The organism is Anaerococcus faecalis, assembly GCF_013371425.1.
Taxonomy (GTDB): domain Bacteria; phylum Bacillota; class Clostridia; order Tissierellales; family Peptoniphilaceae; genus Anaerococcus; species Anaerococcus porci.
This window is the reverse complement of sequence record NZ_JABVBA010000007.1, coordinates 109,053-128,777: the sequence shown is the minus strand read 5'-3', so window position 1 is coordinate 128,777 and position 19,725 is coordinate 109,053. Positions and strand designations below refer to the sequence as shown.

The window sequence follows — 19,725 nt, the reverse complement described above, 5'->3', positions numbered from 1 at the left end:
AACCTTCATCGTTCGACTTGCATGTGTTATGCACGCCGCCAGCGTTTATCCTGAGCCAGGATCAAACTCTCATTTAAAGTTCGATCTTGACTTCTGTCATTTTTTGTTTGGTTTACTCAAAGTAATTTAACTTTGTAGTTGTAGTTATTTTGTTTTAAAGGTTCATATGTCAGTTGTTACTGACTATCTTAGTCTACCACGTCTTCGATTGTTTGTCAAGTTTTTTTATTAACTTTTTTCAAGTTTCTTTTCTTTTGACTCTTCTTTCTCAGTGACGACTATTATAATATACATTTGATATTTTGTTTTGTCAAGTCTTTTTTTGTTTTTTTATTTTGACTTGCTCTTTCGCTTCTTTGCTTTTTTCTTTTCGCAATTTGGCTTTTAATATCAATAAAATATAGCTATCTTTTTGATAGCTATATTAGTATATTATTTTTATTTTGTTTTGTCAAATATTTTTACAAATTTTTTATTACTTCTTCTATATCAGGTAATTCAGTTTGTGGATATTCTTTTGACCGCTTAACAATTCCTTCTTCATCTATAATGATATTAGCTCTTTTACTAGCAGAATTTTCTTCATTAAAAATACCATAAGCCTTTGCTACTTTTCCTAATGGGAAAAAGTCTGATGCAAGTCTTACCTTATCTATGTTAATAGCACTTGCCCATGCTTTTTTTGATGGTTGAGGATCTATAGATAAGCCTATTACTACAGTTTCTCCTTTTTCTTGAATTCTATCAAAATTTCTTTCAAGAGATCTCATTTGATCGGTACATACCGCTGTAAAAGCTAATGGATGAGAAGATAGGATTACTTTTTTACCTTTGAAATCTTCTAAGTTTACATCTTTTGCATTTTGATCCTTTATATTGAACAATGGTGCTTTTTCACCCTTTTTTATAATTGTCATATCTTAACACTTATTAAATTTCAGCTATGGCTTCAATTTCTAATAAACCATCTTTTGGAAGGTGAGCCACTTGCACACAGCTTCTTGCTGGTTTATGATCTCCAAAAAATTCTGCATATACTTCATTTACAGCAGCAAAATCATTGATGTCTGCTAAGAAGATATTTACTTTGACTATTTTTTCTATACTTGATCCACCTTCTTCGATTATATTTTTAACATTTTCTAGTGATCTTTTTGTAGCTTTCTTTATATCATCTGAAATTAACTCACCTGTTTCTGGAACTAGTGGAAGTTGTCCTGATGAATATACAAATCCATTTGTTACTATTCCTTGTGAATAAGCTCCTACTGCTGCTGGTGCGTTTTTAGTTTCAATTACTTTCATTTAATCCTCCTTAAATAAAAAACGATATCTCATCTATTAACATACTTTTATTTTATCTTTAAGGCAAGTAAAAAATCCCCAAAAATATTTGGGGATTTTCCTTAGTTTAGGTTAAATTGATCTTTTATTATTTGTAGATTACGACTTAACTCATCTGATAGGTCGTCGTATGTTTCAAGATTATCTATATCTTCTTTTGCTTTTTTTAAATTTCCTAAATCTATATTTATTTGTATCCTATTATAGATCATTCTAGGATCTTCTGGATATTTTTTAAGACCACTGTTAATTATCTCTATTGCCTCTATTTTTTTATCTAAGGCATATAGGCTTATGGAATAGTCATTATAAAGTTGCCTAAATTCTCCACCCTTATCAAGGGAGTTTTCAAAAGCAAGACTAGAATTTTCATATTGTCCTATATTTTGATAACAAACTCCCAGATAATAATAGGCATCTGCTCTTTTTGTTTTTGATAATAATCTTGTAAGTATCCCCATAGCCTTTTCATAATTTCCCTTTCCTATATAATAAAGAGCCTCTTCTATTTCGGCATTATCAAATATAGTTGATATTTTAGATCTTATTTCATCTTTTGCATCTAAATCTTCTGTTCTACGTAGGGCATTTTCATAATAACTTCTTGCTTTTATATATTCTCCAAGATTTTGGTAGATATTTCCTAATTCATAATATGATAATGGAAAATCTTCATCTTGTAAAATTATTTCTTGAAGTATTCTTAAAGCCTCTTTTATGAATTCATCCTTATATTTTGTATCTTCATATGCTTTAGGCCACAAAGCTCTTGCATAATTATAGGCATTATACTTATCAAAGGGATTTATAATATAGCCTCCCCTTAAGAGCAATAGAGCTTTTTCTGATTTTTTATTTCCTATTTTTAAAGCTCTTTGGGCTGTATAAGCTCCTATTTTTTCTAAATAGTTTTCGAGAATTTTTATATAAGATTGCTTATACTTGAAATCAGGATCTATGGCAATATTTATTATAAGTCCATCAAGTATTATATTAAGTTTTATTCTATTTTCAAAGTCTCCACTTATAATATTTTCTGACATATCATCAGTATATAAAGCAAGTGGTGTTTTGTTTAATAATTCATATGAAGAATCTTTTTTCAAGTCAATATATGCAAGTTTGTCTGTAAAATCTAAAAAGTATTGATCTATTTTTTTCATTTAACCTCTCATAAATTTTCTTTGCCTGTATGAATGCTTATTTAAAAATTTAAATAAGTTTCCTTTAAATAATAAAAATAAGGTATCCCATAGGGCCAGTAACATTATAAATATTGCCTCATTAGACATATTTAATACATTTAAGCCTATTTGTTTTATTAAAAATCCTTCAATAAAAGTAAAGATTACTGCATAAACTCCCCATGTTAAAATATTATTTTTAACAAATCTAAAGGATTCCCCTATAATCGAAAATCCATAAACATTTTCTATATAAACTAATTCCAAAAAGGCTGATGTTATAATTTTAAACAAAAACAAAATCAAAATCCTAAGGCCTGGACTTAGTACTTGTGTTAGGTTATTTATAACAAACTCCATTATATAAATACAAAATACAGCACTCATAACTAGATAGAAAAAGTTTGAGATTGAATTTTCTATAGATTTCTTCCCTGTATTATTATATAAGACAATTGACCTTAAAGACTGAGCTATAAAGCATAAGATAGTAATCTCTATAAAATAGTTAATAAGTGATGAAAAAAGTGAAGATTCAAAAGATTGATCAAAAAAAACTATCCCCTTCATTCCTTCAAACATTGACCTTATTACTATAAAGATAAAAAGAATGTATGATCTTTTTAATTTTTTAACAGTCTCAGTAAAGGCATACTTTGAACATTCTAAAAAATCTTTTATTCTTCCCATCATTACATTTTCTCCACAGTTTTAATACCTAATAAACTTAAACCTACTTTAATCACTACCGATGTTGCGAGCGCTAGAGCAAGCCTTTGATTTTTAAGATTCTCATCATCCACCATTATTTTTGATGAATTGTAGAATTTATTGAAATTTTGAGATATTTCCATTATCTTTCTTGAAATAAGTGAAGGTTCATACCTATCTCTTGCCTTAACTATTGTGTCTTCAAAACTTCTTAGTGATTTAATTAAAATGAATTCTTCATCTGAGTTTAATAGAGAAAAATCCATAGAAGTCATTTCTTCTACTCCTGCTTTTCTTAAAACAGCTTTAGCACGAGCATAAGTATATTGAACATATGGACCAGTTTCTCCTTCAAAGTTTAAAAGTTCATCCCAATCAAAGACATAGTCTTTTATCCTATTGTTGTAAAGTTCTTGGAATTTAACAGCACCTATCCCAACTATTCTGGATGTCTTATCAATATCTTCTATATCAGTATCCCTGTTTTTCATAATCTCCTTAGTTTTATTTATTGCTTTATTTAATACATCTTCTAAGAAAACAACTTGACCTTTTCTAGTTGATAGGGTCTTATCTTTTAAACTTACCATACCAAAAGGGATATGCTTACAATCTTTATAAAAATCATATCCCATAAGCTCTAATATCTTCCATAATTGCCTAAAGTGTAGATTTTGTTGGGTTGCAACAACATATAAATTTTCATAAAAGTCATAAACTTTTTTTCTATTTATGGCTGTAGCAATATCACGAGTTATATAAGCAGAAGAACCATTGGATTTTATAATAATAGCTGGTGGCAAGTCATCTTCACCTAAGTCTATAATCTTTGCCCCATCTGATTCTACTAAAAGATTTTTCTCTTCTAATTCTTTTATAACAGCTGGTATAAATTCAGAATGATAAGATTCTCCATCGTAATTATCAAAGTCTATATCTAGTAACTTATAAACCCTATCAAATTCCTTAAAGGAGATTTCCTTAAACCAAGACCAAAGTCTTACCGATTCATCTTCTCCTTCTTCAAGTTTTTTAAACTCATCTCTAGCAACATCCATCATTTCTTCATTTAAAGCCGCCTCGTTATTATATCTTACATATAAGTTTAATAACTCTTTTATGGGATTTTCATTTAGCTTATCATCATCTCCCCAAAGTTTATAGGCTGCAATCATAGTTCCAAATTGAGTACCATAGTCTCCAATATAGTTACTTGCTACAGTCTTGTATCCTAGAAAATTAAATATATTCCTAATAGCATCTCCTATAACTGTTGACCTAATATGACCTATATGGAAAGGCTTTGCTATATTTACAGATGAAAAATCTAATACTATGGTCTTTCCTTTTCCCATATTAGACCTTCCATAATCTTCTTTTTTTTCTAAAATTTCATTTAAAACTTCATTTTGTATAAATTTCCTGTCAATATAAAAGTTAAGATAGGCATTTAGATTTTCTACCTTTTCAAAATAAGTCTTTTCTTCCTTTTCTAATTTTTCTTTAATCTCTTTTGCTATAAGAGCAGGATTTTTTCTTAAAGTTTTAGCCAACGAGAAGCACGGAAAAGAAAAATCTCCCATATCATCTCTAGGTGGTATTTCAATAAGCTTATATATTGCACTCTTTTCAATGCCTAAATCCATATCACATAGCTTATTTGCTATAATTTCTTTTAAATCTCTCATTTATCCTCCAGATTCTATTTGAATTTCACTACAGTAACACCAAATCCACCTTCTTTTTCATTACCCGGCCTGTATGAATCAATTCTTGTGTTATTCTTTAGATAATCATTTATACCTTTTCTTAAGGCTCCTGTCCCCTTGCCATGTATGATTTTTGCTTGATCAAGCCCTGCTAAAATTGCATCATCTAAGTACTTATCGAAGTTTCTTAAAGCTTCATCATATCTTTGCCCTCTTAAATCAAGAGTTGGTGATATATACATAGCCTTTTTCGTCTTATAGATTTTATTGATATTTTCCCTTATTTTATCCTTTGACCTAGTCTTGGTGACGTTTTTGATATTTGACTCCATTTTTAAAATACCCATCTGTACTTTTATATTACCCTTTTCATCTGGAGCTTCTATAACTTCAGCCTTTTCATTTAAGCCTTCTATAATTACTATATCTCCAACCTTTAAGGTTTCTGGGGCATTTTTGCTTAGTTTTGGTCCTATATTTTTCTCATCTCTTTCAATTCTTGATGATTTGTATTTATTTCTAATTTCATTTAAGGACCTATCAATGTTAGATGTATTAGCATTTCTAGATTTTTTAGCCATTTTCAGCATCTCTTGAGATGATTCATTCGCCGCCTCTATTATTTCATTTGCCTTATCTTCTGCATCTTTTATGATTTTTTCTTTTTGTTTTTCTATTTTTTTAGAAAGATCTAGAAGATTATTACGAGCTTGTTTAATATTTTTCTTGTAACTTTCAATCTCTTTATTTTTCTTTTCAAGATCTTTTTTGTTTTTATCCAATTGTTCTAATATTGTATTGAAGTTTTTATTCTCATCAGACAGTAAAGACTTAGCATTAGCCAAAATCTCACTATCAAGTCCCAATCTTTTTGAAATTTCAAATGCATTAGATTTTCCAGGAGTTCCTATAATTAATTTATAGGTTGGAGATAGGGTTTCTATATCAAATTCAACCGATGCATTCATTACATCTTCACTTTCTAGAGCATAATATTTAAGCTCAGAATAATGAGTTGTTGCAAAAGTCATGGCCTTTTTATTTTTAAGAAAGTTTAAAATTGCTATAGCAAGAGCTGCACCTTCCGTAGGATCTGTTCCTGAACCTAGCTCATCTAATAATACTAATGATTTATCTGTAACATTTTCTGTTATTTTGACAATATTGGTTAAAGAAGCAGAAAATGTTGATAAACTCAATTCTATAGATTGGGTATCTCCTATATCTAAGAATATATCATCAAATATATTTACAAGGCTATCTTCATCACATGGTATAAAAAATCCCGACTGAGCCATAAGATTTACAAGACCTACTGTCTTTAAAGATACAGTTTTCCCACCTGTGTTTGGTCCAGTTATAATTAAGGTATTGTAACCATCTCCCATTTCTACATTTATAGGAACTACCTTTCCTTTCAATAGTGGGTGGATGGCATTTTTTAGCTTTAATTTTTTCTTATCAGTAAGATTTGGCTTACTATATTTATTGGCTAAGGCAAATTTTGCTTTAGCTTGTAAGAAGTCGATTCTTGCAATAAGTTTTTGATTTTCTAAAATCTCCACATCAAAGCCTTCTACAAATCTAGAAAGCCTATCAAGTATTCTTCTTATCTCATCATTTTCTTCTATTTCAAGGTTTGATAGGTCGTTATTTAATTCAACTATAGTATGTGGTTCTATAAACAGTGTGTTTCCACTTGCTGACCTATCATGAATAATACCATTAAAAATTGATTTTTTATTAGTCTTTACTGGAAGAACGTATCTTCCATCTCTAATTGATACAACCTTGTCTTGAAGAGCATCATCAAATTTAGATGATGATATATAAAAAGAAAGCTTATTTTTTATTTCTTCTTCCTTTTTAGTCTTTCTTTTTCTTATTGACCTAAGATTTGATGAGGCATTATCTGCTATTTCATCTTCAGATATAATAGATCTTTCTATTTCATTTTTAAGAAAATCATCTGTAGATATCCTATCGAATAAGTCTTTTATATATGAATCTTCAATATTTTCACCATACTCTTTAAGATATGCACTAGACCTTAATAAATCAAGAACTTTAAGAAGTTCAACAGGCTCAAGAACCCCTTTTTTTCTTACATATCCTATGATTTTGTTAAAATCATAAAGTCCAAAAAGATCTATATTTCCATTTTCTACTATGACTTCAAGCATGGCTCCTGTTTGGTCTAGTTCCCTTTGAATTTTTTCCTTATCATTTATGGGTCTTGTATTTAAAATCATGTCAGATACAAGCTTACTTCTAGCATAATTTTTTATCATATCTAATATCTTATCAAATTCTAAGACTTCTAAAGTTTTTGTCTGCATTAAATAACACCTCTATCATAGCCTAGATTGTTAATCTTTGTATTTTTAATATTTATAATATCATCATTATTTCTTACTAAGTATAATAAGGATACTGAGTTTTCAAGTTTTTTCAAATCAATTTTTGTGATTTTTCTTGAATAAATCCTAGATATATAATCACTTCTTTTTATATCAAATAAATTACCATCTTCATCTTCTATTTGTGAATCATTAAAAATACATTTTTCACAACCATTTAAACCACATTTTTTAATGGATGAAAATGGACAATTTTTCATATTCATAAGTTCAATTGGTCCATAAGCTAATATCTCAGTCTTATATCTTTTAGAGTTTTTATTAATATTTTCAAAAGAGTTTTCCACAGAAGATGATATCATTTCAGAAAATTTATCATAAAAGTCAAATGAGTAGGAATTAAACACATTTAAGTATCTACCTATCCTAATTTTCAACTTATTTTTTCTTAGGTCATCTATAAGAACAAAATCTTTGTAATTATTAAAAATCACTCCTTTAAATTCATTTTCTAATAAATAATTTATTAATTCTTTTTTATTATAGGACTTATCAGCATCTAATATATAATAAAGATTAAGTCCAGAAAAAGACTTATCAAATGCTCTTACATAGACATTATCAAAATCATCAAGTAAGCCTCTATCAATATTATTTGATAAGAGTTCTACATTTTTTTCTCTTTTAATTTCCCTATTTTCTTTTAAATTTCTCTTTTTAATGTTGGGATTTTTCTTATAATAAGGCTCTAGTCTTTTATTATTTAAGATATAAATTGCATTTCTTCTAAGCTCATTTATATCCTTTTTTTTAATAAAGATATTATCATCTATACTTATATCTATATTTTTTACCTTATAGATGGTGTTTCCAAGCTTTGAAAGATTTTCTCTTATATCCTCCTCACTTAAGGAAACTTTATTAGCCCTTTCTATTTTACTCTTTCCAAGAAAATTTACCTTTATATCTTTATAGCTTAAGCTTATTTTAGGATATTCCCCTAATCTTCCTACAAAAGAAATATCAAGCGGAAGATTTTTATAGGAACTTAGTCCATCTTCTAAATTTTCTTTAAGAATTAATGAATTTAATAAACTTATATTTGAGCCTATTTTTGCATCCTTAAAATCTTTTAATTTTAAGACATCTCCATTATTTAAGTCACTTGTTAAGGTAAGTGGTAGGGTCTTGTTTTTATTTGTTACAACCTCAAGGATAGATCCCTTTCTTAGCTTTGAGTTTGACTTAAAAAACTTATCCTTTGATTTTTCAAAAACTTTTCCTATAACCCTATGTTTATTTTCATTACTTAAAGCAAGATAGTTTCTTTTTTGTCCAAAAATAAAACCCTTGGTATAAGATCTGTTTGATATATCTTCTATTTCGTCATTATTATATGTAGATTCTTCAAGCATACTTTTATAGTTTCTTACAGTATTATAGACATATTCATCTGTCTTCATACGACCTTCTATTTTCAAAGAATCTACTCCTGCTTTTACTAACTCTTCTATATTATCTATTGTATTTAAATCCTTCATTGAAAGATAGTAATCATATCCTAATACCTTGCCATTATTTATAAGCTTATATTTTTTTCTACAAATTCCAGCACACCTACCTCTGTTAGCAGACCTTCTACCTAAATAAGATGATAAAAGACACTCCCCAGAGTAAGATACACAAAGTGAGCCATGAACAAAAACTTCCGTATCTATGTCAAGCTTTGCTATTTTTTTTATCTCATCTATTGGGGTTTCTCTTGCTATAACTATCCTATCAAATCCTAAATCTTTAAGGGCTTTAGCACCATCATAATCTTTTATTGCCATTTGAGTTGAAGCATGAAATTCAATCTTTTTTTCTCCATCTCTTTTTATGTCTTTTATTAGAGAGTAAAATCCTATATCCTGGATTAATATTCCATCTGCGCCATACTCAATTAATTTTTCAAGATATGATAAAGCCTTGTCCATCTCTTCATCTTTTATTAGGGTATTTATAGTTATAAATACCTTCCTATCAAATAGATGAATAAGATCGATTACTTCCTTTATATTATCAATTGAAAAGTTTTTAGCATAGGCTCTCGCCCCAAAATCATCAAGTGCCAAGTAAAAGCTACAAGCCCCTGCGGCAAGACCTGCATACAGCATGGACATTTTACCAACAGGAGCTAATATTTCAGTATTTCTCATTATAAGTCCTTTTCAAGCTCCTTGACCTTCTTGTTAAGGTCAAGGTTATCATCTTGAAGTTTTTGTAAGTTTTCTCTTAATTTCTTAAGATTATTATCTTTAGACTTTATAATCTTATCCTTATTCTCAATTTCTTGCTTAATCTTATTAATAACTGAATTTAGATCGTCTATTTTTTTCATAGATTCCATAAAATCATCTTTAGATTTTTCAAAGTCAGCTTTAACTTTCTCATAATCCATAATTAAGGATTGGTAATCATCCCTTAACCTTGGATACTTTTCTATAGGCTCTTTAGCCTCATCTTTTAATTTTTTATGTTTTATTAAGAGATTATACATCTCATCTGTTATATTTAGGGCTGCAAGTAATAATTGATTTTCACGTGTAAGCTTATCATTGTCAACTTCTTTAATTTTTTTGTCAACATAAACTGCTATTTGTTGTATTTGAGTCTTGTCTAATTCACTAGTTAAAGTGTAATCCATGCCAGCAATATTAACCTTGATTTTTTCTGCCACATTTTCTCCTAACTACGTAAAACAACGTCTTTTTCTTCCAAATCCTTTAAAAATTCTTTTTCAATTTTTTCAACTTCCTCATCTTTTAGTGTCCTATCGCTTTTACCGAAAGCCACCTTATATGAAATTGATTTTTTACCTTCTTCAATTTGTTCACCTTGGTAAATATCAAATATTTCTATACTTCTTACAAGACCTTTTGCTCTAGTTATTATTATATCCTCAATCTTCCTGCTTTCTACATTTATATCACAAATAAACGAATAGTCACGTAAACTTGATGGATACTTATCTAAAGGCTTGTATCTTATATCAGTAAGTCTTTTATCAGCAATTAATGAGAGATCTATCTCTAATGCTAAAGCAAGTCCTTTGATATTATAGGCTTCAAGACTTTCATAAGATATTTGACCCATTATTCCTATCTTTTTTCCATCAAAATAAATATTGGCACAACGTCCTGAATGGAAAGCTTTGACATTTTCTTCAGTTTTAAATTCAAAACCTCTAAATCCAGTTCTTGCCATGGCCTTTATAAAGAAATCCTTAAGATTATAAAAAGTGTAATTTCCGTAAAGTCCCATACTTAGGTATTGTCTTTCTGAAGGAAGTTTCTCACCTGTTTTTACAAAACTTGTACCAATTTCATAAAATCTTAAATCTTTTTGTTTATAAGATAGGTTTTTTGAGATTGTAGTGAGCATGTTTGCAAGTAAGGTAGTCCTCATTACAGAGTAGTCTTCTCCCAAAGGATTAATTATTTTTACAAAATCTCTAAGTTTTGAGTCCTCATTTATACCTAGCTTATCATATTCCTTTGGTGATATAAATGAGTATGTTGTGATTTCTGAAAATTGTTGACCAAAAAGATTGAGCTTTAAATCATCTTTTAATAATCTCATAGGAGATTTCTCTCCTCTTTGAAGTGATGAGTATAGTGGTTTTGAAATAACTTTTCCCATACCATATAGCCTTGCAATCTCTTCTATAAGATCAGCTTCTATAGAAATATCCATCCTAAAATGAGGGATTTTCGCTATTATTGTGTCTTCATCTAAATCCCTTACCTCAAATTCTAAGGATTTAAGATAACTTATAGCTTCATCCTTAGAAAATTCATGTCCTATTAAACTATTTAGTCTAGATATCCTAAGTTTAACTTCGTTTTCTTCGCTATTTTTATAACCTTCATCAAAGCTATCTTCAAGCACTTCTCCAAGTCCTAAATCTGTTATTAATTTCATTACTCTTTTTGATGCAAATTCAGAATTTTCTACTGAAATTTGTTTTTCAAATCTTGAACTCGCTTCACTTCTTAGATTTAAACTTTTAGATGACTTTCTAATATTATCTGAATCAAAGTTTGCAGATTCTAGTAGGATAGTCTTTGTGTTTTCTGTAATTTCGCTATCCATCGAACCCATAATTCCTGCAATACCTATAGCCTCTTTTCCGTCAGATATAAGAAGTACATCTGAGTTAAGTTTTCTTTCTACACCATCTAATGTTTTTATGAGCTCTCCTTCTTTTGCATCTCTTACTATAATTTTTCTATCAGCAAGACTTTCAAGGTCATAAGCGTGAAGTGGTTGGCCTGTTTCAAGCATTACAAAATTTGTTATATCTACTATGTTATTTACAGGTCTCATACCAGCAAGCATTAATAAGTTTTTAAGCCATTGTGGAGATTCTCCTACTTTAACATTTTTTACAATTCTTCCTGTATATCTTTTACACTTATCTGATTTAATTTCAATTTTCTTAAAGTAATCTTCCTTTTTATCAGATACAGTAGGATAATCTATTGATGGATAGGATATCTCACTATTAAATGATGCTGCAGATTCTCTTGCCATTCCTATTATAGATAAACAGTCAGGTCTATTTGGAGTAATTTCATACTCAATTACTGGGGTGTTTGAATATAAAACTTCAATTGCAGGTGTTCCAGGCTTAAATTCAGAAGATAGTACAATAACTCCATCCTTTGATTTTTTTTCAATAAGAGAATCATCATATCCTATTTCCTTATATGAAGTAAGCATACCTTGGCTTGTTATTCCAAAGAAATCATGATCATCTATTTTTTGTCCATTAATAGTAGAACCAGATTTTATAACTATAAGATAGTCTCCTTCTTTAGTATTTTTAGCTGAAGTTACTATAGTGATTTCACTTCCTATATCTATAGTTAGAACTTGTAATTTATCTGCATTTGGATGCTTTACTTGTTTTAAAACTTTTCCTACTACAAGTCCTTCAAGTTTATCAGAAATGGTATATACACTTTCAACATGTGAACCTGTTTCTGATAGTCTATCTGTTATTGTCTTTAAATCTTTATCTAATTTTATATAATCTTTTTGCCAAATTAAAGGTACTAACATTTCTCCTCCTAGAATTGTTTAATAAATCTCTTGTCATTATCAAATAGTAGTCTAATATCATCTAGTCCATACTTAACCATGGCAATTCTATCAACTCCAAGACCAAAGGCAAAACCAGTATATTTTTCACTATCTATTCCACAATTTTCTAATACATTTGGATGAACCATTCCTCCACCTAAAAGTTCCATTGACCATCCAGTATTTGAGCAAGCAGGACATCCCTTGCCACCGCATGATGGACAAGTTACATCAACTTCAAGTGATGGTTCTGTAAATGGAAAATGGTGAGGACGATAACGCATCTTCATGTCATCGCCAAACATTTCTTTTATAAATGTTTCAAGTGTTGATTTAAGATTTGCAAGAGATACATTCTCATCTACAACTAAACATTCCAATTGATGAAACATTGGTGAGTGAGTTGCATCGACTTCATCGTTTCTAAATACTCTTCCTGCTGATACCATCTTAATTGGAAGTTTTCCTTCATTCATAACACGAATTTGCATGCTAGATGTATGTGGGCGAAGAAGAGTATCTTCATCTATATAGAAAGTATCTGAAAGAGATCTTGAAGGGTGATTTTTAGGTGAGTTAAGATCATCAAATACATTTTTTACAGTATCAATTTCTGGCCCCTCTACTACATCAAATCCCATATTTTGAAATATTTCTTCAAGTTCAGCCATAGTTTGATTTATAACTGAAAAATGTCCAGTTTCATAGATGTCAAAATTTGCAGTTACATCTATCTTTTCTTCCTTTATCTTTTTTTCTAGAAGTTCTTTTTTAATTATTTCTTTTCTCTTTTCTAGTATTTTTTCAACTTCTCTACTAGTTTCATTTATAAGCTTTCCTGCCATTGGCTTTTCTTCGTTTGGAAGTTTGGAAATATTTTTCTTAAAAGCTGTAATCTCTCCCTTTTTTCCTAAATACTTAACCCTTAACTCTTCTAAGGATTTAAGATCTGTTTTTTCTTCTATTGCCTTTGTAGCTTCTTCTACCAAGGCCTTTAATTCTTCTTTCATATAATCCTCCAATAATTTTTGGTACAAAAAAACTGCCCTATAAAAGGACAGACTAGCCTGCGGTACCACCTAATTTGGTTATAAATAACCCACTTAATAACTATAACGCATAACCGTATCAACTACTTAGTTTCGTATCAAAGCTGGGCGGTGAATTACTATACCGTTACAAGGTGGCCTCTCATCATCTACCACTTGCTTTGCTTGGATAGTATAGCTTTAGTCCGCTTTGGCTAAATTATTCATTAATATTGATGCAGCAATAGCTGCATTTAGTGATTCAATCTCACCTTGCATCTTTATAGATATAAAATCATTTGTAAGATTTCTTAAATCATTTCCTATCCCATTGGCTTCATTTCCTATAGCAAGAATTATCTTGTTAAAATCCTTAAAACAATCAGAACTTTTCCCATCCATATCTGCCAGAATAAGCTTGTAATCATTTAACAAATCTTTTACTTCATTGATTGAATATTCTAAAAAATTCAACCTAAAAATAGATCCCATACTAGCTCTTATAGTCTTTTCATTATAGATATCAACACAATTATTTAATAATATTATATCCTTAAAACCAAAAGCCTCAGCACTTCTTATGATGGTACCAAGATTTCCTGGATCTTGTAAGTGATCTAATAATAGTACTTTTTTTGAAGAAATATGTTTAGGAGCCTTAATCTTTAGACAAGCTGAAACTCCTTCAGGATTTTCAAGACTTGAAAGTCTGTTAAAAAGACTATTAGAAAAAACTATTTTAGGATAGTCTGTTTGAAAATCTTTCATATCTTCATTTACGAATATAAACAAAAGCTCCATATCAGGAGGAATTTGTTCTACTATTTTTATAGATTCTACTACAAAGACCCCGTATTTTCTCCTATACTTCTTCTTTTTTAATTTATAAATATATTTATATTTTTCGTTAGAATCTGATTTTATAATCATTAAGCAGCTTGGTTAGCTAATTCTACTAATTTTGTAAATTCTTCAGGATTTGATACTGCTATTTCAGCTAGCATCTTTCTATTGATTTCAATGTTAGCTTTCTTAAGATTACCCATCAACTTTGAATAGCTTGTTCCATTTGCTCTAGCAGCAGCGTTGATTCTAGCAATCCATAATTTTCTGAAATCTCTTTTTCTTCTTTTTCTTCCAATATAAGCATATTGTAAAGATTTCATCACAGCTTGGTTAGCAGTTTTGAAAAGTAATGATTTTGAACCGAAGTAACCTTTAGCTTGTTTTAAAACTTTTTTATGTCTTTTTTTTGCATTTATTGCTCTTTTAACTCTTGCCATTTAATCCCCCTATTAGATGTTTAATAATACCTTGATGTTCTTTTGATCACCCTTAGATGCAATTGTAGATTTTCTTAATCTTCTTTTTCTTGCTGGTGATTTTTTAGCTGTAAGGTGTCCTTTATAAGCCTTATATCTTTTTATTTTTCCACTGCCTGTAACTTTAAATCTTTTAGCAGCTGCTCTTTTAGTTTTGATTTTGTTTTTAGCCATGTTAGCCTCCTATTTTTCTTCATTATTAGGTGAGATGAATAGTACAAGTGATCTACCTTCCATTTGAGGTTTCTTATCAATTTTAGCACTATCTCCAACCATTTCTATAAATTTATCTAATAAATCATAGCCTAAGTTTTTATGACCCAATTCTCTACCCTTAAACCTAACAGAAACCTTAACTTTATCTCCATTATCAAGGAATTTCTTTGATTGATTTGCCTTTGTTGCTAAATCATGATCTTCGATATTAAGGCTAAATCTTGTTTCTTTAGTTTGAATAGTTTTTTGCTTTTTCTTGTTTTCTTTAGCTTTTTTCTCTTGTTCGTACTTATATTTACCATAGTCCATGATTCTTGCAACTGGTGGCTTAGCATTTGGTGACATTAATACTAGATCCAAATGTTTATCAAAAGCCCTATCTAAGGCTTCATTTTTGGATACTACACCAATTTGTTCTCCATCTTCATCAATTAGTCTAAGCTTATTGTCTCTTATTTCTTCATTAATTTTTAAATCTTTTATAATGTTCCCTCCGAATATATGCATAAAAAATGGGTACTAAAAGTACCCATAATAAAGCAATAATATATTAGAAATTTCTTCTAATAGAGATTGTAACCTGAAGACACAATTGTCGGCAGGTGAGTATTGGGTACTTCTTTAACTCTCTTTTGTTATGATACAAGATTCTTATTTTATTGTCAAATTTTATTTTTCAAAAAATTCATACATCATTTCAAACAAGAGCATTCTTTGATCATAATTTGTAAATGAATGATCAGTATTTTCAAGAACATGGTAGTTTGAATTTTTAAAACACCTATTTAGTTTGATATTAGACTCATCCAAAACAACATCATCAAGATCTCCCCTTATAATTTGAACTTCACCTTTATATAAACTTGCTTTTTTATATATGTCATAATCCATTATATCAAAAAGAAAATTCTTATGAATTCTAAGTCCTCCAACATCCAAATCTTTTATACTAACTAGTTTCTTTACCTTTTCTATATCGCTTAAATCTTTATCTCTATTTTTCTCATCAATATAATCATAAAGATTTAGGGCAGTTTTTTTCAAAAGCTCAAGATTGTTCATATCACTTGCTGGAGCAAGTAGGCTCATCTTTTTTGGTTTTAGTTCATCTGCTAGGAGAATACTTATAACACCACCCATAGAATGACCTATAAAGTAAATATTGCTATCATCCACAAAGTCTAAGTTTTTAGTAAAATCATAAATAATTCTTGCCTCATCAAGCTCTCTTGTTAGTGTCATATCATAAAATGAACCATCACTTTCTCCAGTACCTGAAAAGTCAAATCTTATACAAACATATCCCTTTTTTGTTAAATATCTTGAATTTAAAATCCTAAACCAATGTGATCCATTCCTATCTCCAGAAAAACCATGGTAGAAAAGAGCTGTTTTATATTTTTTGCTTGAATCAAAGTCATCTGGTGTATTAACAACTCCCCTTAAAACTATTCCATCTTTCTTTTCTATATGCCTATAAAGGTATTTCATTTAAACTAATCTCTTTCATTTAATATTCTTGCCATAAGAACCCCTGATGCTGAAGCTTGGGAAAGCGAGTGTGTAACTCCTGACCCATCTCCAAGACAAAATAGGTTCTCTTTACTTGTTTCAAAATTTTCATCAACTTCAACTACTGAATTATAGAACTTAACCTCTATTCCATAAAGTAAAGTATCATCATTTGCCATACCTGGAGCAATCTTATCTAGAGCATAAATCATTTCTATTATGTCGTCTAATTGCCTTTTTGGCATAACTAGAGATAAATCTCCTGCCGTTGCATTTAAGGTTGGTTTTAAGAATGATTTTTTCATTCTTCTTTCTGATGATCTTCTTCCTTTGATAAGATCACCAAATCTTTGCATTAAAACTCCCCCACCTAGCATATTTGAAACTCTAGCTATTGATTCACCATATTCATTTGAATCCTTAAATGGTTCTGTGAATTTATTAGTAACTAATAGGGCAAAGTTGGTATTTTCAGTTCTTAAGGCAGGATCTGCATAGGAGTGACCATTAACTGTAATAATTCCATTTGTATTTTCTGTAACAACTTCTCCATATGGATTCATGCAAAATGTCCTTACAAGGTCATTATATTGCTTAGTTTGATAAACTATCTTTGCCTCATAAACTTGATCTGTTATGTGTTTGAAAACTTCTGCTGGAACTTCAACACGAACCCCTATATCAACCCTATTTTTCATTAAATTTACATCAAACTCTTGGCAAGTATCTGATATCCACTTAGAACCTGATCTTCCTGCTGCAAGAACTAGATACTTACATTTAATAGTTTCTGTTTTATTCGTATGAACATAGTAGAATCCATCTTTAAATTCAACTTCTTCTACCATAGTCATAAATTCAAAGTTTATTTTATCTTTAACTTGATTATAAATTTTTTGTAAGATTTCCCTATTTCTTTCTGTACCAAAATGACGAACCTTTGCTGTAAGAAGATGGAGATCATTTCTTAAACATTCACTTTTTAAGTTAGTATTGTCAGTAGAATATAATTTAGCATCCCCCTTATCAAAGCTCATAAGGACTGAGTCAACATACTCCATTAAATCATAGGCCTTTTTTTCGCCTATGTAGTTATGTAAGTCACCACCAAAATTAGTAGTTATATTATATTTTCCATCAGAAAGAGTACCTGCACCACCAAAGCCATACATTATATTGCAAGGCTTACATCCTATACAATAATCTACCTTACCTTCTGTAATTGGGCATTTTCTTTGGTCTACTTTCCTACCTCCATCTATTATTAAAACAGACTTATTTGTGCCAAGCTTATTAAACTCATAAGCCATAAAAGCACCAGCAGCACCACTTCCTACTACAACTACATCAAATTCTCTCATAATCTTCCTTTCTTTTTATATAAGATATTCATACTCTAATATTGTATACTTTTATTTAAAAAATAGCTATAATTATATTATAAAAGGAGGAATTTATGAAAGAAAATAGGAAAAATTTATTACTATCATTTATTTTATTTCTTATATCAATAATTCTTGCAATTATTTATTATGATAGGTTGCCTGTAAGAATTCCTGTTCACTATGATTTTGACTGGCAGGTTGATATTTATGCCAAAAAAATTAATGCTCTATTGTTTATAGTTATATTTATGGTTCTAGTCTACCTTGCTCTTTATTTTATATTAACCCTAGATCCTAAAAGAAATGAACATGATGAGTCCTACAAACATATAAGCTTGTTAACAATTCCTATACTTAATCTTCTTATAATTGGCCTAACTATAAGAAAAACTTTTGACCCATCTTTAAATGTAGGAAGGATAATCGTAGCGGTTATAGCTGTTTTTATAGCTATAAGTGGAGTTTTCATGCCAAAAATAAATAGAAACTATACTCTTGGAATAAGAACACCCTGGGCCTTAGAAAATGACTATGTTTGGAAAAAAACTCAAAAGCTTTCTGGACTCTTACTTTTTATAAATGGAGTCTTTAGCCTGATAATTTTAGGATTTTCAGTAAAGATTGCCTTTATACTACTAACAAGCCTTTTTATTTTAACAATTATAGTTTCATTTATATATTCTTATCTAATTTATAATAACTTAGCAAATAAATAGCAAATCACTTATAATTGTGATATAATTATATAAATTTATAAAAATATTTATATAAGAGAGGAATAAAGAAAGAATGAAAATCGCATTTAAAAAGGCCTTTCCTTATACAGTACCAATTCTTTTAGGTTACTTATTTTTAGGAATAGCCTTTGGTTTACTAGCTAGTGAAGTAGGTTTATCCGCCATACAAACAGGCCTTATTTCAGCTGTAATATATGCTGGAAGTTTGCAATATGCCCTTATACCGATTTTTGCAAATCCAATTTCTTTAATATCGATAGCTATATTTAGCTTGTCTATAAACATAAGATATCTCTTTTATGGTCTTACACTTATAAGACCTTTTAAAAAGACAAAACACAAACTTTTCTTTATACACGGCCTAAGTGATGAAGCTTTTGCCCTTATAACAAGCCTTAAAACACCAAAAAATGTAAAAAGAGAAGATTTTATCCTTGCTATTGAAATTTTAAGCTATATATATTGGGTTTTTGCATGTTTTCTTGGAGGACTTTTTGGAGACTTTTTTGATATTAATACAAAAGGACTAGATTTTGTCTTAATAGCCATGTTTATGGCACTTTTTGTTGGAAATATAAAAGAGCCTAAAAAGGTAATACCTTCAATTATTGGTATTATTATTCCTTTTATATGCTTATTAATATTTGGAAGTGGTAGTTTTATGATTCCATCAATAGTTATAATTGTTATAGTTCTTCTTTTTTTCAGAAAGCAAATCGAGGAAAACAACTATGCAAAATTTTATTAAAATACTCATAACAGCAAGCCTAGTTACCTTTGTAATAAGGGCTGTTCCCTTTTTTCTTCTTAAAAATAAGGAGGTCCCTGATATAATAGATTATCTTGGAGAATATCTTCCTGCATCTATAATGGGACTGTTGGTAGTATATGCCTTAAAAGATACAAATCTTTCATCTCCATTTTATGGGATACCAGAAATCATCGCATCTATTGTTGTAATTTTGCTGCATTTATGGAAAAAAAACCTACTCTTATCAATTGCAGCTGGAACTTTTGTTTATATGTTTTTAATTCAAACGGTATTTATTTAATTTTGCAGGATTTATCCTGCTTTTTTTTATTCTTGTTT

19 protein-coding genes and 1 rRNA gene are annotated in these 19,725 nt (G+C 29.4%); 3 read left to right on the top strand and 17 right to left on the bottom strand.

Annotated features, from left to right (window positions below):
• The 17 genes from HV819_RS08015 to HV819_RS07935 all read right to left on the bottom strand — a co-directional run.
• A 16S ribosomal RNA gene (locus tag HV819_RS08015) occupies positions 1–77 on the bottom strand; the annotation flags it as partial.
• A 384-nt stretch (positions 78–461) separates the two neighbouring features.
• Complete coding sequence (locus tag HV819_RS08010; RefSeq protein WP_176269960.1) at positions 462–917, bottom strand: redoxin domain-containing protein; 456 nt, start codon at positions 915–917, stop codon at positions 462–464.
• A gap of 13 nt (positions 918–930) precedes the next feature.
• A complete protein-coding gene (locus HV819_RS08005) occupies positions 931–1,305 on the bottom strand; it encodes a RidA family protein (protein ID WP_154540815.1) in 375 nt (124 codons plus the stop codon).
• 101 nt (positions 1,306–1,406) lie between these two features.
• The gene (locus HV819_RS08000) at positions 1,407–2,507 is read right to left on the bottom strand and encodes a tetratricopeptide repeat protein (protein WP_176269959.1); all 1,101 of its coding nucleotides are present in this window, start codon (positions 2,505–2,507) and stop codon (positions 1,407–1,409) included.
• Positions 2,508–3,221, bottom strand: coding sequence for a hypothetical protein (locus HV819_RS07995; protein WP_176269958.1), 714 nt, complete (start codon positions 3,219–3,221; stop codon positions 2,508–2,510).
• The gene (gene argS, locus HV819_RS07990; RefSeq protein ID WP_176269957.1) at positions 3,221–4,927 is read right to left on the bottom strand and encodes an arginine--tRNA ligase; all 1,707 of its coding nucleotides are present in this window, start codon (positions 4,925–4,927) and stop codon (positions 3,221–3,223) included. The genes HV819_RS07995 and argS overlap by 1 nt, the downstream gene beginning before the upstream one ends.
• Before the next feature lie 14 nt (positions 4,928–4,941).
• The gene (locus HV819_RS07985) at positions 4,942–7,287 is read right to left on the bottom strand and encodes an endonuclease MutS2 (RefSeq protein ID WP_176269956.1); all 2,346 of its coding nucleotides are present in this window, start codon (positions 7,285–7,287) and stop codon (positions 4,942–4,944) included.
• Positions 7,287–9,506: a peptidase U32 family protein gene (locus HV819_RS07980; RefSeq protein WP_176269955.1), complete on the bottom strand. Its 2,220-nt coding sequence runs from the start codon at positions 9,504–9,506 to the stop codon at positions 7,287–7,289. Before HV819_RS07980 ends, HV819_RS07985 begins: the two co-directional genes overlap by 1 nt.
• Positions 9,506–10,027: a cell division protein ZapA gene (zapA, locus tag HV819_RS07975; protein ID WP_328700369.1), complete on the bottom strand. Its 522-nt coding sequence runs from the start codon at positions 10,025–10,027 to the stop codon at positions 9,506–9,508. Before zapA ends, HV819_RS07980 begins: the two co-directional genes overlap by 1 nt.
• 8 nt (positions 10,028–10,035) lie before the next feature.
• Complete coding sequence (pheT, locus tag HV819_RS07970) at positions 10,036–12,414, bottom strand: phenylalanine--tRNA ligase subunit beta (RefSeq protein WP_176269954.1); 2,379 nt, start codon at positions 12,412–12,414, stop codon at positions 10,036–10,038.
• 8 nt (positions 12,415–12,422) lie between these two features.
• Positions 12,423–13,445, bottom strand: coding sequence for a phenylalanine--tRNA ligase subunit alpha (pheS, locus tag HV819_RS07965; RefSeq protein ID WP_176269953.1), 1,023 nt, complete (start codon positions 13,443–13,445; stop codon positions 12,423–12,425).
• 219 nt (positions 13,446–13,664) lie between these two features.
• Complete coding sequence (locus HV819_RS07960) at positions 13,665–14,393, bottom strand: TrmH family RNA methyltransferase (RefSeq protein ID WP_176269952.1); 729 nt, start codon at positions 14,391–14,393, stop codon at positions 13,665–13,667.
• Complete coding sequence (gene rplT, locus HV819_RS07955) at positions 14,393–14,746, bottom strand: 50S ribosomal protein L20 (protein ID WP_154540797.1); 354 nt, start codon at positions 14,744–14,746, stop codon at positions 14,393–14,395. Before rplT ends, HV819_RS07960 begins: the two co-directional genes overlap by 1 nt.
• A gap of 12 nt (positions 14,747–14,758) precedes the next feature.
• Entirely contained in the window at positions 14,759–14,959 is a 201-nt protein-coding gene (gene rpmI / locus HV819_RS07950) for a 50S ribosomal protein L35 (protein WP_154540795.1), read from the bottom strand.
• Between the two features lie 9 nt (positions 14,960–14,968).
• Positions 14,969–15,508 carry a translation initiation factor IF-3 gene (gene infC / locus HV819_RS07945; protein ID WP_154540827.1) on the bottom strand — a complete coding sequence of 180 codons (540 nt, stop codon included), beginning with the start codon at positions 15,506–15,508 and terminating at the stop codon, positions 14,969–14,971.
• A 162-nt stretch (positions 15,509–15,670) separates the two neighbouring features.
• Complete coding sequence (locus HV819_RS07940; protein WP_176269951.1) at positions 15,671–16,492, bottom strand: alpha/beta hydrolase; 822 nt, start codon at positions 16,490–16,492, stop codon at positions 15,671–15,673.
• 5 nt (positions 16,493–16,497) lie between these two features.
• Positions 16,498–17,874, bottom strand: a complete 1,377-nt coding sequence (locus HV819_RS07935) for an NAD(P)/FAD-dependent oxidoreductase (protein ID WP_154540791.1) — start codon at positions 17,872–17,874, stop codon at positions 16,498–16,500.
• Positions 17,875–17,969: 95 nt separating this feature from the next.
• Here HV819_RS07935 and HV819_RS07930 point away from each other — a divergent pair, with 95 nt between their 5' ends.
• The 3 genes from HV819_RS07930 (at position 17,970) to HV819_RS07920 (ending at position 19,687) form a co-directional block, all read left to right on the top strand.
• Positions 17,970–18,614, top strand: coding sequence for an SdpI family protein (locus HV819_RS07930; RefSeq protein WP_176269950.1), 645 nt, complete (start codon positions 17,970–17,972; stop codon positions 18,612–18,614).
• Between the two features lie 73 nt (positions 18,615–18,687).
• Positions 18,688–19,383: an AzlC family ABC transporter permease gene (locus tag HV819_RS07925; protein WP_176269949.1), complete on the top strand. Its 696-nt coding sequence runs from the start codon at positions 18,688–18,690 to the stop codon at positions 19,381–19,383.
• Positions 19,367–19,687: a branched-chain amino acid transporter permease gene (locus HV819_RS07920; RefSeq protein WP_154540785.1), complete on the top strand. Its 321-nt coding sequence runs from the start codon at positions 19,367–19,369 to the stop codon at positions 19,685–19,687. Before HV819_RS07925 ends, HV819_RS07920 begins: the two co-directional genes overlap by 17 nt.
• Positions 19,688–19,725: the final 38 nt, after the last annotated feature.

What these genes read in the sequence shown, in the direction of transcription:
- HV819_RS07995 (WP_176269958.1), bottom strand. Translation starts at nt 3,221, where the DNA reads ATGATGGGAAGAATAAAAGATTTTTTAGAATGTTCAAAGTATGCCTTT.
- HV819_RS07925 (WP_176269949.1), top strand. Translation starts at nt 18,688, where the DNA reads ATGAAAATCGCATTTAAAAAGGCCTTTCCTTATACAGTACCAATTCTT.
- rpmI (WP_154540795.1), bottom strand. Translation starts at nt 14,959, where the DNA reads ATGGCTAAAAACAAAATCAAAACTAAAAGAGCAGCTGCTAAAAGATTT.
- HV819_RS08010 (WP_176269960.1), bottom strand. Translation starts at nt 917, where the DNA reads ATGACAATTATAAAAAAGGGTGAAAAAGCACCATTGTTCAATATAAAG.
- HV819_RS07935 (WP_154540791.1), bottom strand. Translation starts at nt 17,874, where the DNA reads ATGAGAGAATTTGATGTAGTTGTAGTAGGAAGTGGTGCTGCTGGTGCT.
- pheT (WP_176269954.1), bottom strand. Translation starts at nt 12,414, where the DNA reads ATGTTAGTACCTTTAATTTGGCAAAAAGATTATATAAAATTAGATAAA.
- HV819_RS07920 (WP_154540785.1), top strand. Translation starts at nt 19,367, where the DNA reads ATGCAAAATTTTATTAAAATACTCATAACAGCAAGCCTAGTTACCTTT.
- argS (WP_176269957.1), bottom strand. Translation starts at nt 4,927, where the DNA reads ATGAGAGATTTAAAAGAAATTATAGCAAATAAGCTATGTGATATGGAT.
- HV819_RS07980 (WP_176269955.1), bottom strand. Translation starts at nt 9,506, where the DNA reads ATGAGAAATACTGAAATATTAGCTCCTGTTGGTAAAATGTCCATGCTG.
- infC (WP_154540827.1), bottom strand. Translation starts at nt 15,508, where the DNA reads ATGCATATATTCGGAGGGAACATTATAAAAGATTTAAAAATTAATGAA.
- HV819_RS08000 (WP_176269959.1), bottom strand. Translation starts at nt 2,507, where the DNA reads ATGAAAAAAATAGATCAATACTTTTTAGATTTTACAGACAAACTTGCA.
- HV819_RS07930 (WP_176269950.1), top strand. Translation starts at nt 17,970, where the DNA reads ATGAAAGAAAATAGGAAAAATTTATTACTATCATTTATTTTATTTCTT.
- HV819_RS07940 (WP_176269951.1), bottom strand. Translation starts at nt 16,492, where the DNA reads ATGAAATACCTTTATAGGCATATAGAAAAGAAAGATGGAATAGTTTTA.
- pheS (WP_176269953.1), bottom strand. Translation starts at nt 13,445, where the DNA reads ATGAAAGAAGAATTAAAGGCCTTGGTAGAAGAAGCTACAAAGGCAATA.
- HV819_RS07985 (WP_176269956.1), bottom strand. Translation starts at nt 7,287, where the DNA reads ATGCAGACAAAAACTTTAGAAGTCTTAGAATTTGATAAGATATTAGAT.
- rplT (WP_154540797.1), bottom strand. Translation starts at nt 14,746, where the DNA reads ATGGCAAGAGTTAAAAGAGCAATAAATGCAAAAAAAAGACATAAAAAA.
- HV819_RS07960 (WP_176269952.1), bottom strand. Translation starts at nt 14,393, where the DNA reads ATGATTATAAAATCAGATTCTAACGAAAAATATAAATATATTTATAAA.
- HV819_RS08005 (WP_154540815.1), bottom strand. Translation starts at nt 1,305, where the DNA reads ATGAAAGTAATTGAAACTAAAAACGCACCAGCAGCAGTAGGAGCTTAT.